This window comes from Streptomyces sp. NPDC102360 (assembly GCF_044766085.1).
Taxonomy (GTDB): Bacteria; Actinomycetota; Actinomycetes; order Streptomycetales; family Streptomycetaceae; genus Streptomyces.
Map to the genome: position 1 here is coordinate 230,474 of NZ_JBIWLG010000003.1, position 14,247 is coordinate 244,720.

At 70.6% G+C, this 14,247-nt stretch carries 18 protein-coding genes; 6 read left to right on the forward strand and 12 right to left on the reverse strand.

Translation table 11 applies throughout. The annotated features are described in order from the left end of the window. Positions 1–53: 53 nt before the first annotated feature. Positions 54–989, forward strand: a complete 936-nt coding sequence (locus tag ACIRHA_RS15295; protein WP_403844980.1) for a cation diffusion facilitator family transporter — start codon at positions 54–56, stop codon at positions 987–989. Positions 990–1,031: 42 nt separating this feature from the next. Here ACIRHA_RS15295 and ACIRHA_RS15300 read toward each other — a convergent pair whose 3' ends face one another. Genes ACIRHA_RS15300 through ACIRHA_RS15310 form a run of 3 tightly spaced genes read right to left on the reverse strand, consistent with a single transcriptional unit; the run spans position 1,032 to position 4,002 of the window. Continuing rightward, on the reverse strand, positions 1,032–2,456 hold the full coding sequence (locus tag ACIRHA_RS15300) for a VWA domain-containing protein (RefSeq protein WP_403846476.1): 1,425 nt from the start codon (positions 2,454–2,456) through the stop codon (positions 1,032–1,034). Further along, positions 2,453–3,667: an AAA family ATPase gene (locus tag ACIRHA_RS15305; protein WP_403844983.1), complete on the reverse strand. Its 1,215-nt coding sequence runs from the start codon at positions 3,665–3,667 to the stop codon at positions 2,453–2,455. Before ACIRHA_RS15305 ends, ACIRHA_RS15300 begins: the two co-directional genes overlap by 4 nt. A gap of 56 nt (positions 3,668–3,723) precedes the next feature. Further along, positions 3,724–4,002 (reverse strand): hypothetical protein, encoded by a 279-nt coding sequence (locus tag ACIRHA_RS15310; protein WP_403844985.1) that lies wholly within the window; start codon positions 4,000–4,002, stop codon positions 3,724–3,726. 100 nt (positions 4,003–4,102) lie between these two features. Here ACIRHA_RS15310 and ACIRHA_RS15315 point away from each other — a divergent pair, with 100 nt between their 5' ends. The 4 genes from ACIRHA_RS15315 (at position 4,103) to ACIRHA_RS15330 (ending at position 6,537) form a co-directional block, all read left to right on the forward strand. Further along, positions 4,103–4,504, forward strand: coding sequence for a VOC family protein (locus ACIRHA_RS15315; RefSeq protein WP_403844987.1), 402 nt, complete (start codon positions 4,103–4,105; stop codon positions 4,502–4,504). 92 nt (positions 4,505–4,596) lie between these two features. Next, on the forward strand, positions 4,597–4,755 hold the full coding sequence (locus ACIRHA_RS15320) for a hypothetical protein (protein WP_403844990.1): 159 nt from the start codon (positions 4,597–4,599) through the stop codon (positions 4,753–4,755). A 66-nt stretch (positions 4,756–4,821) separates the two neighbouring features. Beyond that, positions 4,822–5,319: a two-component system response regulator gene (locus ACIRHA_RS15325; protein WP_403844993.1), complete on the forward strand. Its 498-nt coding sequence runs from the start codon at positions 4,822–4,824 to the stop codon at positions 5,317–5,319. Positions 5,320–5,448: 129 nt separating this feature from the next. Continuing rightward, entirely contained in the window at positions 5,449–6,537 is a 1,089-nt protein-coding gene (locus ACIRHA_RS15330) for a hypothetical protein (RefSeq protein WP_403844995.1), read from the forward strand. A 114-nt stretch (positions 6,538–6,651) separates the two neighbouring features. On the opposite strand, the gene ACIRHA_RS15335 is transcribed toward ACIRHA_RS15330, so the two are convergent. Continuing rightward, entirely contained in the window at positions 6,652–7,278 is a 627-nt protein-coding gene (locus ACIRHA_RS15335) for an HdeD family acid-resistance protein (RefSeq protein ID WP_403844998.1), read from the reverse strand. A gap of 126 nt (positions 7,279–7,404) precedes the next feature. Between ACIRHA_RS15335 and ACIRHA_RS15340 the strand changes: the two genes are divergently transcribed. Beyond that, complete coding sequence (locus ACIRHA_RS15340) at positions 7,405–7,782, forward strand: DUF488 domain-containing protein (protein ID WP_403845000.1); 378 nt, start codon at positions 7,405–7,407, stop codon at positions 7,780–7,782. A gap of 7 nt (positions 7,783–7,789) precedes the next feature. Here the strand turns inward: ACIRHA_RS15340 and ACIRHA_RS15345 are convergent, their stop codons facing one another. From ACIRHA_RS15345 to ACIRHA_RS15380, 8 genes are all read right to left on the reverse strand, one after another. Further along, entirely contained in the window at positions 7,790–8,149 is a 360-nt protein-coding gene (locus ACIRHA_RS15345) for a helix-turn-helix domain-containing protein (protein ID WP_403845002.1), read from the reverse strand. 61 nt (positions 8,150–8,210) lie between these two features. Beyond that, a complete protein-coding gene (locus tag ACIRHA_RS15350; protein ID WP_403845005.1) occupies positions 8,211–8,789 on the reverse strand; it encodes a dihydrofolate reductase family protein in 579 nt (192 codons plus the stop codon). A gap of 21 nt (positions 8,790–8,810) precedes the next feature. Then, positions 8,811–9,161 (reverse strand): luciferase family protein, encoded by a 351-nt coding sequence (locus ACIRHA_RS15355; protein WP_403845007.1) that lies wholly within the window; start codon positions 9,159–9,161, stop codon positions 8,811–8,813. A 54-nt stretch (positions 9,162–9,215) separates the two neighbouring features. Next, a complete protein-coding gene (locus tag ACIRHA_RS15360; RefSeq protein ID WP_403845009.1) occupies positions 9,216–9,968 on the reverse strand; it encodes an SDR family oxidoreductase in 753 nt (250 codons plus the stop codon). Next, on the reverse strand, positions 9,965–11,206 hold the full coding sequence (locus ACIRHA_RS15365; protein WP_403845012.1) for an acyl-CoA dehydrogenase family protein: 1,242 nt from the start codon (positions 11,204–11,206) through the stop codon (positions 9,965–9,967). The genes ACIRHA_RS15360 and ACIRHA_RS15365 overlap by 4 nt, the downstream gene beginning before the upstream one ends. A gap of 11 nt (positions 11,207–11,217) precedes the next feature. Next, positions 11,218–11,847, reverse strand: coding sequence for an HAD family hydrolase (locus ACIRHA_RS15370; protein ID WP_403845014.1), 630 nt, complete (start codon positions 11,845–11,847; stop codon positions 11,218–11,220). Next, on the reverse strand, positions 11,844–12,656 hold the full coding sequence (locus ACIRHA_RS15375) for an SDR family oxidoreductase (protein WP_403845017.1): 813 nt from the start codon (positions 12,654–12,656) through the stop codon (positions 11,844–11,846). Before ACIRHA_RS15375 ends, ACIRHA_RS15370 begins: the two co-directional genes overlap by 4 nt. 69 nt (positions 12,657–12,725) lie before the next feature. Next, the gene (locus ACIRHA_RS15380) at positions 12,726–14,225 is read right to left on the reverse strand and encodes a long-chain fatty acid--CoA ligase (protein ID WP_403845020.1); all 1,500 of its coding nucleotides are present in this window, start codon (positions 14,223–14,225) and stop codon (positions 12,726–12,728) included. Positions 14,226–14,247: the final 22 nt, after the last annotated feature.

The window sequence follows — 14,247 nt, forward strand, 5'->3', positions numbered from 1 at the left end:
GCCGAGTTCCCGAGAATTCCCTCCGTACTCCACTCACCCCTCTGCGAGTTGACGTGACCGCGAAGAATTCCGAGGAAACCGACCGAAGGACCAGGACCACCGTCCTGGTGGCGCTCGCCGCCAATCTGCTGATCGCCGTGGCCAAGGCCGTCGGCGGTCTCATCGCCGCGTCGCCCGCGCTGCTCTCGGAGGCGGCGCACTCGGTGGCCGACAGCCTCAACGAGGTGTTCCTGCTGGCGGCGCTGCGCCGCAGCCGTCGGCCCGCGGACCGCAGGCATCCGTTCGGGTACGGCAAGGAGCGGTTCTTCTGGTCGCTGCTCGCCGCCGTCGGCATCTTCGTGATGGGCGGCTGCTTCTCGTTCTTCCAGGCGTTCGAGGCGCTGACGTCGGGCGGCCAGGAGGAGTCCCGCAGCGGGTACGTCGCCGGGCTCGTGGTCCTCGGGGTGGCGCTGCTCGCTGAGGGCAGCTCGCTGGCCCGCGCCGTGCACCAGGTGCGCGTGCAGCCGGGCGAGGGCATCGGCTCGGACCCGGCGCTGCGTACGGTCCTCGCCGAGGACGGCACGGCGGTGATCGGCGTGCTCCTCGCGGCGGGCGGGATGGTGCTGCACATGGTGACGGGGCGGGTCGAGTGGGAGGGGGCCGCCTCGTTCTGCATCGGCGTGCTGCTCGTGTACGTGGCGTACCGGCTCGGCAGGAGCGCCCGCGACCAGTTGATCGGCGAGGCCGGCGACCCCGAACTGCACCGCGGCATCCGTGAACTCCTCGCCGCACAGCCCGAGATCGACAATGTGGCGGCGCTCCACACGATGCAGCTGGGAACGGACTCGACGCTGGTCGCGGCCCGGATCGACCTCGCGCCCGGCATCGAGAGCGAACGCCTGGAATTGGTCCTCGAACGCATCAAGCGGGCGGTGCGGGAGCGCTGGCCCGAGGCGGACCAGGTGTTCCTGGACGTGGTGAACGCGCCGAAGCCGGTCCATGAACGCTGATCCCGGCCGGGTCGCATCACCCGGAGCAGATCGGCGGTCGGGTCAGATCACACGGAACAGGTCGGCGGCCGCGTGCACGTCGGTGAAGTCCTCCACCGAGCGCAGGTTGTCGCACAGCGCGTCCAGGACGGAGTCGCTCTCGGCGGCGGGCGGCGCGCCGACGGCCACGCCGAAGACGCGGAAGCCCAGGCGGTGCTTGGCCGCGTTCCAGCCGCGCATCCACTCCTCCGTGACGCCGCAGTCGTCATCGGTGAGGAGCACGATGTCGCCGCGGGCGCGGGCGGCGTCGTCGAACTCCCGCTCAAGGAGGTCGCGGGCGGCGCCGAGCGGCGCCTGATAGCTGGTGCCGCCGCCGAGGAAGGTCTCCGCGAACTCCAGGGTCGCGTCGAGTGCCGCGGGCCGGTCGGCGGGGAAGCGGAAGACGCGGACCTTGTCGGCGGCGGAGAACAGGATGCCGACGAAGTCGCGCCCGGCGGCGCGGGCCTGATCGAGCAGCGCGAGCGCGCACGCCTTCGCCCACACCTCACGGGTGACTCCGCCGGGCCCCGCCTCGTACATGGAGTGCGAGGTGTCGACGCATGCGATGACGGCGCCGCGTCCCGTGGGCTGCTCGCCCCGGCTGTCGTAGAGCATCAGCTCTCCGGCGGCGTACCGGGCGGCGAACACCGCGCGCAGGGCGGGCACGCCGAGTCCGGCGAGTTCGGAGGGGACGAGGCGGGACAGGTCGTCGCCGAGGGTGACGCCGACGAGTTCCCCGGTGGCGTTCTCCACCTTGCGGGCGCGTTCGCCAGCGGCCATCTCCCGGAAGCGGCCGATGAGTTCGGCCCATTCGGCGAGCCGCCCACTGCGCAACCGCTCTGCGAGCCGGGCACGCTCCTCGAACGACATCCGCTCCAACTCACCCGAGCCGACGCCCCAGGCCCGCGTCAGGGCGGCATCCTGCCGTACGGCGCGGGAGGCTTTCGCGGCGGCGCTACGGGCGGCGGCGCGGATGCCGGGGGTGCCCGGGGCGCCTGGGGCGCCTGGGGCGCCTGGAGTGCCGGCGGTCGCCGCGGCGGCACCCTTACCGTCCCGCCGCACCGTCTCACCCGTTCGATCCTGCGCCTCCCGCTCCAGCAGCCCCCGCAGTGCGGACCCCTGAGCCAGCAGAGCCATGGCGGCAGCGTACGGGTCGCCCACGGTGTCCCGGCGAACCTCCGCGAACTCCGGTGACTCCACGAGCGCGCTCACGAACTCGTGGTTGAGCAGCCGCGAGCGCGCCATCTCGGGACGCTCGCGCACCTGCACCCGCGACGTGTACGCGGCCAGGAAGACGTCCGCGAGCAGATCCTCCGCACACTCGTGGCCGGCGGCGAGTTCCGACGCCAACTCCCTTACTCCGGCGGCCTGTTCGTACGTGTCGCGCCACGTCAGCCGGTCGAACCGGTCCGCCGCGACCACCGCGCGGGCGGTTCCGGGCGCGTTCAGGGCCCCTCCCGCACCATGTTGGCGTCCACGCCGAGGGCCTCGGTGAGGATGCGGGCGCGGACGGCGCGCTGACGTCCTGTGACCCGGTCGATGGCGGCGGTGGAGCGGCCCTCACCCGCCGCCTCCTCGCGGAGCTTGTCCAGCCGCTGCCCGGCCGTGGCGAGTTGGTGGTGGGCCTTCTTGATGACCCAGTCGCTCAGCGCCTCGCGGGACTGCCCGGCCATGGAGTCGAGCTGGGTCTCCAGCTCCTCGATGGTGTCGGCCAGGTCGAGCGCTTCCTTGGCGTTCGGGTTGACCAGGTGCAGCACCTCGCGCTCGACGGTCGGGCGCTGGGCCGGCGAGTCCCACAGGACGTGGGTGAGCACCGACAGATCGGTGTCGGCGACCTCGGTCCTGCCGTCGAGGTACGCGGAGGCCTGGAGCAGTCCGACCGCCTGGCGCCAGCGCCGGTCGGAGGCGACGAGTTCCTTGCGGCGCAGCGCGGCCCGCAGTGTGCACACCGCGTCGACGATGGTGTCGGGTACGTCCACGGCGGGAACGGTCTCGGTCACCGCCCTTTGCAGGTCGGCCAGTTGGACCGTGGTCCGGGCCACGGCCCCGGCCCGGCCGCCGACGGCCGAGCGGACGAGGGCGGCGAAGTTCGAGGGGTCCTCCAGGTAGCCGACCTCGATCCGTACGAGGAGCCGGTCGTAGATCGCGGCGGAGTCCTCGCCCTCGGGCAGCTCGTTGCTGGCCGTGATGGCGCCGATCAGCGGGCAGTGGATCGGGGCGCCGCCGTTCTCGGGGTGGTAGATCCGCTCGTTGAGGTAGCCCAGTGTCTCGTTGAGGGCGGCGGTGGAGCACTTGAAGATCTCGTCGATGAACGCGATGTGCGCGGTCGTGGCCCGACCGTCGTAGACCTGCCGGTACTCACCACGGGCCAGCGCGGCGACGTCGATGGGCCCGAACATCCGGGTGGGCGCGGTGAACTTGGACAGCAGGATCTCCCAGTACGCCGCCCCCTCGACGCGGCCGGTGAGCTCGCGGGCCAGCTCGGACTTCGCGGTGCCGGGCGGCCCGAGCACGAGGGAGTGCCGGCCCGCGAGCAGGGCCGTCACCAGCGTGCGTATGACGTCGGCGCGTTCGTAGAAACGCTCCGCCAACTCGTCACAGATGGCACGCAGCCTCTTGGCCGTGTCGTCCCGCTCCCCCAGCGCATCCCGCGCGTCCACTGCCGCTCCCCCTGCCCGCAAGGCCCCACCGATGTCGGATCGGACCCCAAAATACGTCAGTGGCCGCGCTTGCCGACGCCCGGCATGAACTCCTGCACCTTCGCCTTGAAGCCCTGCCTGACCATGTCCGTGCTCTGCGGATCGCCCTCCAGGATCGCCTCCGCCGTGGACTCCATCCGCTCCCACGTCGCGTGCGGGCGTACGGGACGCCGCAGCCCATGGTGGCGAGGGTGCCGGACAGCGAGCCGCGCAGGGTGATGTGTCGGGCGTACCAGTTGGCGGCGGAGTGTGGCGCGGGCGTCGCCGACGAGGTTCACCTCGTACGGGTACCGCATGGCCCGGTGACCGGTCAGGGATCGCGGAAACCCGGTTGGTGCGGCACGCGCGGGGTACTCGGCGCCCCGACGCGCCACGGGGTGCGACGGAGGAGGAGACATGAGCCTGGTGCGGGCGGGAGTGCTGGTCCTGGACTGTGCGGAACCCGAGGAACTGGCCGCGTTCTACCAGTCGTTGCTGGGCGGCGAGATCGAGACACTGCCCGGCAGCAACCGCATCGACGTCGTCGGCGAGCAGGGCATGCGGATGGCCTTCCGCCGCGATCTGAACGCCGCCCCGCCCAGCTGGCCGCGCCCCGACGACTCGCAGCAGGCCCACCTCGACTTCCTGGTGGACCAGGAGGACCTCGACGAGCTGGAGCGCCTCCTCATCGGCCTGGGCGCCCGCCCGCTTGAGACCCGTGGCGCGCGCGGCCCGAACGAGATGCGCCTGTACTCCGACCCGGCCGGGCATCCGTTCGCGACGCACTGCGCCCGGCACCCGGCACCGAAGACCGGGTGAGCCGAAACGCCTTCGAATGTGGCGTCCACAAAACCGTCTACAACCGAACTCGACCGATTCCCACCGGATTTCGGTCGGAGAAGGATCGGATCATGAACACAAAGGAGCGCGCTCCGCACCCCGCTGAGACCAAGCGCGAGGTCAAGGGCAGGATCCGCACCTACAGGGCCGCGCGGCGCGACGGACGCGAGCCCTCCGGTGGCACGAACGACCATGACACGGACTGGAATCTGGTGCGCGGAGAGGACTGAGCGAGCCCTTCCCTCCGGCCGATTCGGGCATATGCTGGCGGTGCCGACGAGGGGAGGCGCTTGGCGATGCCCACCACTGCACGGCCGAGGATCCTCGTCGTCGACGACCGGGACGACACCCTCTTCGCGATGGAGAGCGCGCTGGCCCCGCTCGGCTATCCGATCGACCGGGCCAAGACCGGGGACGACGCACTCAAGGCAGTACTGCGCGGCGGCATCGGCCTGGTCCTGCTCGACGTGCTGATGCCCGACGTCGGCGGCTTCGAGGTCGCGCACTACATGACGCGCCTCGAACAGACGCAGGACATACCGATCATGCTGATCACTGGCGCGGGCCAGGACACCAAGCTCGCCTTCAAGGCCTTCGAGCTCGGCGTCGCCGACTACGTGGTGAAGCCGATCGAGCCGTGGGTGATGCGGACGAAGGTCCGCTATCTGTACGAGACGAGCCTGCGCATGCACGCGCTGCGTGAACGCCTTCGGACGTACGAGAACGGCGGCGACCAAAAGCCCGCGCCACCGGCGCACGCCGTCGCGGGCCACCCGCTGTCCCGCCCCGCCTGACCTGCCGATTCACCGCCGGGTGGCCATGGTCACACCCGTTCAGGGACTTCCGACCCCTCCATGGTTGTAGAGTACAACTGCACCAAGAGTTGTAAAAGCCAACCGAATCGATACGTGGAGGTCCTGCTCATGAGCGGCACGCGCGAACCTGCGCTGCGCCACGTCCTGACGCATCTGCTCACCCCGCTCCTGATGTGCGTCGGCATGGGCCTCGCCTATCTCGGCGCCTTCGCCTCCCCCGAGCCGCACCATCTGCCGATCGCCGTCGTCGGCTCGGGCCCGGAGGCCAAGGTCTTCGCACAGACGGTGAAGGACAAGGCGGGCGACGCGCTCGACGTCCGCACGCTCGCCTCCCGCTCCACTGCGGTCGACCAGCTCGGGACCCGGCACATCGACGGCGCCTACGTACTCGGGGACAAGCCCGAGCTCGTCGTGGCCTCGGCCGGGTCCGACACCACCGTCTCCGCCGTCGAGAAGATCTTCACTCCGGTCGCAGCCCAGCAGGGCGCGCCGCTGAAGGTGACCGACGTGGCCCCGACGGTGGACGACGACCCGACGGGTCAGGGCCTGTTCTTCCTGCTCGTGGCGGTCAGTATCGGCTCGTACGCCTCGGTCGCGGTGATCGGCGGCGCGGGCGGGGTGCTGCGGATGCGCACCCGCGCGGTGCTCGTCGTCGGTGCGTCCGGCGTGGTCAGCCTGATCGGCGCGGCCTTCGCGGGACCCGTCTTCCACCTCGCGCACACCCACCTGTGGGGCCTGTGGGGCATGACGTGGCTCTACTCGGCGGGCGTCCTGCTGGTCGGCGTAGGACTGCACACGTTCCTGAAGAAATGGACGACACTCGGCGTGATGGTGCTGTTCGTGATGCTGAACTTCACCAGTTCCGGCGGGATCTTCCGGCCCGAGCTCCAGAACGGCTTCTTCGCCGGCCTGCACAGCTTCTGGAACGGCGCGGGATACGTCGAAGGCGCCCGCAGCCTCCTGTACTTCGGCCAGTACGGCCTGGCCCGCGACATCTGGACGCTGGTGGCCTGGCTGCTCGCGGGCGCCGCCATGATCACGGTGGCGGGCCTCGCCGAGCGCCGGCGCTCCACCCCGGCCGCCGTCGAGCCGGCCCCCGCGCACAAGCACAAGCGGGAGTCCGTCCGCGACCAGGAACGCAACCAGGAACGCGACCAGGAACAGGAAGAGGAGATGGAGGAGGCCGTGGGCGTCTGACACGCCCACCGCCCTGAGCCACGCGCACCCACCTCGCACACACCGAGGGCCCCGCTGGAGCAGCGGGGCCCTCGGTGTGTGCGAGGTGGGTGCGCTACGCGCGGTCGGCTGCGGTCACATCCCGGCCGGGATGTCCTTCGCCCGCTTGCGCACCGCGAACGACGAGCCGATCTCCACGACGCCGACCACGAGCAGCCAGATGCCGGTGACCAGCGTCAGTACCGCCAGGGTCTCGAACGGCGACACGATCAGGACGACGCCCGCGAGCCCGGTGATGACGCCGAGGAAGACCTGCCAGCCACGGGCGGGCATGGCCGGGTCGGAGGCCGCGGCCACGGTCTGCGTGATGCCGCGGAACAGCCAGCCGATGCCGATCCACAGGGCGAGGAGCAGCGTCGACTCCATCGCGTCGCGGAAGCAGAACAGGCCGAGCAGCACCGACAGGGCGCCGCTGATGAAGCCGATGACACGCATCCCGGCCGTCGCGTGCGTACCGAACGCGGCGACGAGCTGGAAGATGCCGCTCACCAGCAGGTACAAGCCGAACAGGATGCCCGCCACGCGGAGCGAGACACCCGGCCAGACCAGGACGAGCACCCCGAGGATCACCGAGGCGACGCCCATGAGCAGCACGGCCTGCCATGCGGACTGGGCGAGTCTGCCGAGCGGCCCCTGCCCCTGCGGGGTGTCGCCGCCGGGCGTCCGGTGGGGAGTCTGCGGGTCGTACGGTGCTTGGGTCATGCTCGACCTTCGCTACGGAACACCGGGCTCCGCCATCGCGCGTGGGCCGAACGGCTGACACCGGGCGCCCGCCGTCTCACCGACGTGCCGACGACGCTCGGCGGAGGAAGCCAGCACAATGGCTCCATGACCGCACATCATGGCTCCGGCCCCTTCGCCGTCCGCCGTGTCTACGACCCGGCCGACCCGGCCGATGGCACGCGCCTGCTGGTCGACCGGCTCTGGCCGCGCGGCATCTCGAAGGAGCGCGCCGACGTCGACGAGTGGCTCAAGGACATCGCTCCGTCGAAGGAGCTGCGCTCCTGGTACCACGAGGACAAGGAGGGCCGGTACGACACGTTCGCCGAGCGCTACGCGGCGGAGCTGGCCGAACCGGAGCGCGCCGAACTCGTGGACCGGGTGCGCGGTCTTGCCGAGCACGGGCGGGTGACGCTCGTGACGTCGGTGAAGGACATCGAGCACAGCCACGTCCCTGTGCTGCGACGCCACCTCGAAAAGGGCTGAGCCCGGCTCAGGCGGCGAGACAGACCGTCCCCCGCGAGCCGTGGCCGGACGCGGTGACGCCGGTGGTGGAGACCAGCCGGACCGGCCGCACGGCCTGCGCCAACTCCCCCTGCGCGAGGCCGAGTACGTCGACGAGCCCGAGCCCGAGCGCTCCCGCCACGGCGGCCAGCATCTCCGACGACGCCTCCTTGCGACCGCGCTCGACCTCCGACAGGTAGGGCATCGAGATCCCGGCGACATCCGCCACGTCCTGCAACGTCCGCCCCTGCTCCCGCCTGCGCCGCCGCAGCACCTCGCCGACGACATGACGCCACAGGGGCTCCTGGGCCGGAGCGGGCCGGGTGCTGCGGTTCTCCTGCATTCTCATCGGCCCACCGTACGAGCGGGCGCCACGGCCGCGCCCCGCACTTCGCCCACGGCGATATCGCTCAGGTCCGGTCCCGCTCGTGCCGCAGCAGGACGACCCCGTTCCCGAACGTGTGCGTGTCCACGAGGCGCAGCGGGCGCTGGTCGAAAGTCTTTGCCGGGTGGAACATCGGGGTGCCCGCGCCGATCAGGACCGGATGGACGTAGACCCGGAACTCGTCCACGAGGTCGTGCTCCAGGAACGTCGTCGCCAGGTTCGCCCCGTCGATGACCAGGTCGCCGCCGGGCTGTTCCTTGAGCGCGCGGATCGCCTCGGGCACCACCTCCGGCATGACGGTGGTGTGCCACTCGGCGGGCCCCGGCTTCAGCGTCCGCGAGAACACGATCTTCGGGATCTCGCGCCAGATGCCCGCGAAGTCGAGGGCGACCGGCGAGGCCTCGGGATCCTTGTCGACCGTGGGCCAGTGGTCGGCCATGAGCTCGTGCGTGACGCGTCCGCTCAGGATGCCGCCGAGGGGCCGGCACACGTCGTTCATGTGCTGGTGCAGTTCCTCGTCGACCCGGTGCCAGCCGATGTCCCGGCCGGGACCCTCCATATAGCCGTCCAGGGACATGCCCATCATGAAAGAGATCTTGCGCATCGGCGCTCTCGCCTCTCGTCGCTACTCGCGCTCCCAGTCACACGGAGGTGAGGGGCAGGCGTGCGCATCGTGTTCCTTCAGGGCGACGCTCACCAGGCTCAGCAACAGCTGCACATCCGTGTCGCATTCGAGAAGCACGGTAATCCAGGAGGCCCCCGGTTGCACCCTGATGGCAGTGTTGTGTCGCAGTTGGGGCAGCAGTCGCTGCACGGCCGACGACGTCAGGTAGAGATCGGCGCAGTCGTCGGCATGGAAGTGCACAAGATCGTGGCCCGCCGCGCGGAACGCGTGCCCAACCGAGCACTGGGGCGGGCCACTTACCAGGTTCGGCCATGTCCCGAGCTCGGTCATGGCGCGCTGGGCCGCGGTCATGCCGCCATCCTCGCGCACGCTTCACCTGGAGGACCACCCCCATCCATCACGCCGTTACAGCGGGCCCGAGCCGACGAGTTGGCCGCCGTCGACGACGAGGGTCTCGCCGGTGATCCAGCGGGCGCCCGCACCTGCGAGGAAGGCGACCGCCTCGCCGATGTCCTCGGGTTCACCGATCCGGCCGAGCGGTGTCGCGCCCGCGACGGCCTCCTCGTTGTCCTGCCAGAGTGCCTCGGCGAGACGGGTGCGCACGATACCGGGAGCGATGGCGTTCACCCGTACCTTGGGGCCGAGTTCGAGGGCGAGGTGCTTGGTGAGGTGGATGAGGGCGGCCTTCGAGACGTGGTAGATCCCGACGTCCTTGGCGACTGAAAGCCCCCCGATGGAGGCCGTGTTGACGACCGCGCCGCCGTGTTCACCCATCCAGGCCTTCACCGCGAGCGACGTCCACATGATCGGCGCCCACAGGTTGACGTCCATGGTCTTGGCGAAGCGCGCGTGGTCCTGGTCGACGATCGGACCGTACGCCGGGTTCGTACCGGCGTTGTTGACGAGGATGTCGAGGCGGCCGTACGTCTCCACGACGTGCTCGACGCAGGCGCGCGCGGCGTCCTCGTCGGTGGCGTGCGCGCCGAACCCCTCGACGTCGCCGCCGAGTTGGCGCGCAGCCTCTTTGGCCCGTTCCTCGTCGCGCGAGGTGACCACGACGCGGGCGCCCTGGTCGCGCAGGGCGCCGGCCGCCGCGAGGCCGATGCCTCGCGACGCGCCGGTCACCACCGCGACCTTCCCCTCCAGGGAAGAGGTCACTTCTCACCCCATTCCTTCTGCCGGCGGCGCAGCTCGCGCCGGGCGATGGTCCGCTTGTGCACCTCGTCGGGGCCGTCGGCGAGGCGCAGGGTGCGCAGGTGCGCGTACATGCTGGCCAGCGGGAAGTCGTCGGAGACGCCGCCGCCGCCGTGCACCTGGATGGCGCGGTCGACGACCTTGAGCGCGACGTTCGGCGCGGCGACCTTGATCGCGGCGATCTCGGTGCGCGCTTCCTTGTTGCCGACGGTGTCCATCAGGTGGGCGGCCTTGAGCGTGAGCAGTCGCGCCATGTCGATCTCGATGCGGGCCTCGGCGATCCAGTCCTGGATGTTGCCGCGGTCCGCGACCGGGGAGCCGAAGGTCGTCCGCGCCTGCGCCCGGTCGATCATCAGGTCCAGGGCGCGCTCGGCCATGCCGACGGCGCGCATGCAGTGGTGGATGCGGCCTGGACCGAGGCGGGCCTGGCTGATCAGGAACCCGTCACCCTCGCCGGAGAGCAGGGCGGTGGCCGGGACCCGTACGTTCTCGAAGAGGACCTCGGCGTGGCCCTCGCGGTCCTGGTAGCCGAAGACGGGCAGTCCGCGCACGATGGTGACACCGGGGGTGTCGATCGGCACGACCATCATCGACTGCTGGCGGAAGGCGGGCCCGTCGGGGTCCGTCTTGCCCATGACGATGAGGACCTTGCAGTTGGGGTGCAGGGCGTTGGACGTCCACCACTTGCGGCCGTTGAGCACGTAGTCGTCGCCGTCGCGCTCCATCCGCATCTGGATGTTACTGGCGTCCGAACTGGCCACGGCGGGCTCGGTCATGGCGAACGCGGAGGCGATCTCACCGTTGAGCAGCGGCTTCAGCCACTTCTCCTTGTGCTCCTCGGTGCCGAAGAGGGTGAGGACCTCCATGTTGCCAGTGTCCGGTGCGTTGCAGTTCGTGGCCTCGGGGGCCAGGCCCGCGCTGCGGCCCATGATCTCGGCGAGCGGCGCGTACTCGAGGTTGGTGAGTCCGGGGCCCCACTCGGGGTGCGGGTGGAAGAGGTTCCACAGGCCGCGCTTCTTCGCCTCGGTCTTCAGCTCCTCGATGACCGGCGGGTGGAAGTGCGGGTCGCCGGACTCGGCCATCTGCGCGGCGTAGACCGCCTCCGCGGGGTAGATGTGCTCATCCATGAAGGCGAGCAGCTTCTCCTGGTACTCCTTGCCCCTGGCGGACTGTTCGTACACGAGTGGTTCCTCCCAAGTCATTACGTACGGTGTCACACGCGGCTCGACGCACCCAGTAGGCGGTCGAGTTCGGCGGCGGTCGTGGCGGCGTCGCGGTGCACGACGCCTGCGATGCCGATGCGGGCCGCGGACGTGATGTTCTGTTCCAGGTCGTCGACCATGACGGTCTGTTCGGGTGCGACGCCGAGGCGTTCGCAGGCGATGGCGTAGGCGCGCCGCGAGGGTTTGCGGACGCCGATCTCGCCGGAGATGGTGACGGCGTCGAAGAGCGCGGGCAGGTCGAAGCCCGCGTAGCAGTCGTCGCCCAGGGAGTTGGAGAGCAGCCCGACGCGGTGTCCTTCGCCGCGCAGCTTCACGACGAGCGCGACCATGTCCGGGTCTGGGCGCAGCCCCGCCTGCATGCGGGTGACGAGTCCGGCGGCCTCGACGTCCGCGCCGTGGGCACGGAGCCGCGCTGCGAAGCCCTCCTCGAACGCGCGCTGCCCGATGAGCCCCTTCTCGTGCTCGACGAGCAGGGCGCTGCTCTCCTTGTCGTGCGTCAGCAGACGCAGCAACAGGCCGGGCTCGCCGGTGAGTTCACGCCCCAGACCCTCGAACGCGTCGATGAGGCTCGTGGTGAGAACGCCACCGAAGTCGAAGAGGACGGCGCTGCGCGCGGTCATCGCACGGACTTCTGGTAGCGGCGCATGCCGCGCAGCCACCGGTCGTAATCGCTGCCCTTGTGTCGGTAGAAGTCGAGCACCTGCGGATGCGGCAGCACGAGGAAGCGCTCCTCGCCGACGGCGGCGACCACTTCGTCGGCGACGTCGAGCGGCTTGAGCAGGTTCCCGGCGTCGAGCACGGCGCGGGCGGCGGCCTGCTCGGTGGGGTCGGAGGAGCGGGTGCCCGCCATGAGCAGCTCGGTCTCGACACCCTGGGGGCACAGGCAGCTCACGCGCACACCCTCGTCCCCGTACGTGACCGAGAGCCACTCGGAGAAGGCGACGGCGGCGTGCTTGCTGACGGCGTACGTCGCCGAGCCGATCTGCGTGAGCAGGCCCGCGGCCGACGCGGTGGAGAAGAAATAGCCCTCGCCGCGCTCCACCCACCCCGGCACGAGCAGCTTCGCGGCCCGTACGTGAGCCATCACGTTGATGTTCAGCGCGCGGTCCCACTCCTCCTCGCTCGCGTCGAGGCCCTTGCCGCCACTGATTCCAGCGTTGGCGAAGTAGAGGTCGACGGGTCCGAAGTTCTCCTCGGCCGCCGCGATGATGCCGCGCAGGTGCTCGGTGTCACTCGCGTCCCCGGCCCGGCCCGCGACGCGCTCCCCGTGGCTCTCGGCGAGCCGCTGCACGGTGGCGTCCAGGCGGGCCGCGTCGAGGTCGGTGAGCAGCACACCTCGGGCGCCGGCCTCCAGGAGACGCTGGGCCACGGCGGCGCCGATCCCCCCGGCGGCTCCCGTCACGATCGCGACCTTGTCGTTGATCAACATCCCGCTGTCCGCTCCTTCGCTTCCTTCGTCCCACCCGGTGCGTGACGCTCACCGTACTTGAATCCGACGTCAAGTTCTAGAGACGCAGGACGGGTCGATGGCGCGCTTGAGGATCTTTCCGGTGGCCCCCTTCGGCAACTCGTCGACCACGGCGAGCAGATGGGGCACCTTGTAGGCGGACAGCCGCTCCTTGGCCCAGGCCCGCAGCGCCTGTATGTCGAGCGCGGCACCGGGGCGCAGGGCGACGACGGCCGCGACCTCCTCGCCGTAGTGCGCATCGGGCACCCCGATGACGGCGGCCTCGACGATGTCGGGGTGCTCGTACAGCACCTCCTCGACCTCGCGCGGGTAGACGTTGTAGCCACCCCGGATGACGAGGTCCTTCTTGCGGTCGACGATGCGCAGGTCGCCTTCGGCGTCGAGGGAGCCGAGGTCACCGGTGCGCAGCCAGCCGTCGGCGTCGAGGGCCTCGCCTGTCGCATCGGGCCGGTTCCAGTACCCCTTCATCACGACGGGCCCCTTGATGTGCACCTCACCCACCTCCCCCGCCGGCAGCTCGGCGCCCGCATCGTCGCGCACGGCGACCTCGCAGCCCGGCAGGGCGCGCCCCACGGTCCCCGGCTTGGCCGGTTCGCCCGCGAGGTGGCAGGTGCCTGCGCCGGTGGTCTCGGTGAGGCCGTACCCCTCGACGATGGTGCACCCGAACCGCTCCTCGAAGGCCCGCATGACCTCGACGGGCAGTGAGGCCCCACCGGAGGAGGCCAGCCGCAGACCCGCGAAGTCGGCTCCCGCGCCGTCGGTGGCCCGCAGCAGGGCGTTCCACATGGTCGGCACGCCCGCGATGAAGGTGGGCCGGTCGCGCTGGATGAGCGCCGTCATGGCACCGGCATCGAACCGTTCGAGCAGGATGAGGGAGCCACCGGCGCGCATCGTCGTCCCCATCACGCAGGCCTGCCCGAACACGTGGAAGAGCGGGAGTCCGGTGACGGCGCGATCCTCGCTGCCGATGGCATGGATGTCACAGAAGATCGCGGCGCACGATGTGAGATTGCCGTGGGTGAGCCGGGCCCCCTTGGGCTTGCCCGTGGTGCCGGAGGTGTAGAGGAGGGCGGCGGTGTCGTGGACGTCGACGGGGAGCGGATCGGGCGTGGCGCTGACGGGCGCGATTCCGCTCAGCCCCGCATGCAACTCTCGGAACGTCACGCCCAGTTCGTCGGACGTACGACTCGCCACCGGGGCGAGCGCAGTCCACGCCAGCACGAGCCGCACCTCGGCGTCCCGCCCCATGTACGTCAACTCGCGCTCGGTGGCCATGGTGTTGGCGGTGACCGCGATGGCGCCGGCGGCGAGGATCCCGTAGTACGCCATGGCGAACTCGGGCACGGAGGGCGCGACAAGCAACACCCGGTCACCGGGGCGCACGTCGTGCGCGTGGAGCAACTCTCGTACGGCGGCGGCCCGTTCACGCAGTTGCCTGTACGTCCACGCGACCGCTCCCGACCCACGAAGCGCGACACGTTCCGGGTCGGCGGCCGCGTGGGCCCAGACGGATGCGGAGGCATTGGTCATGAGGAACCTTCCCAACTTAAGC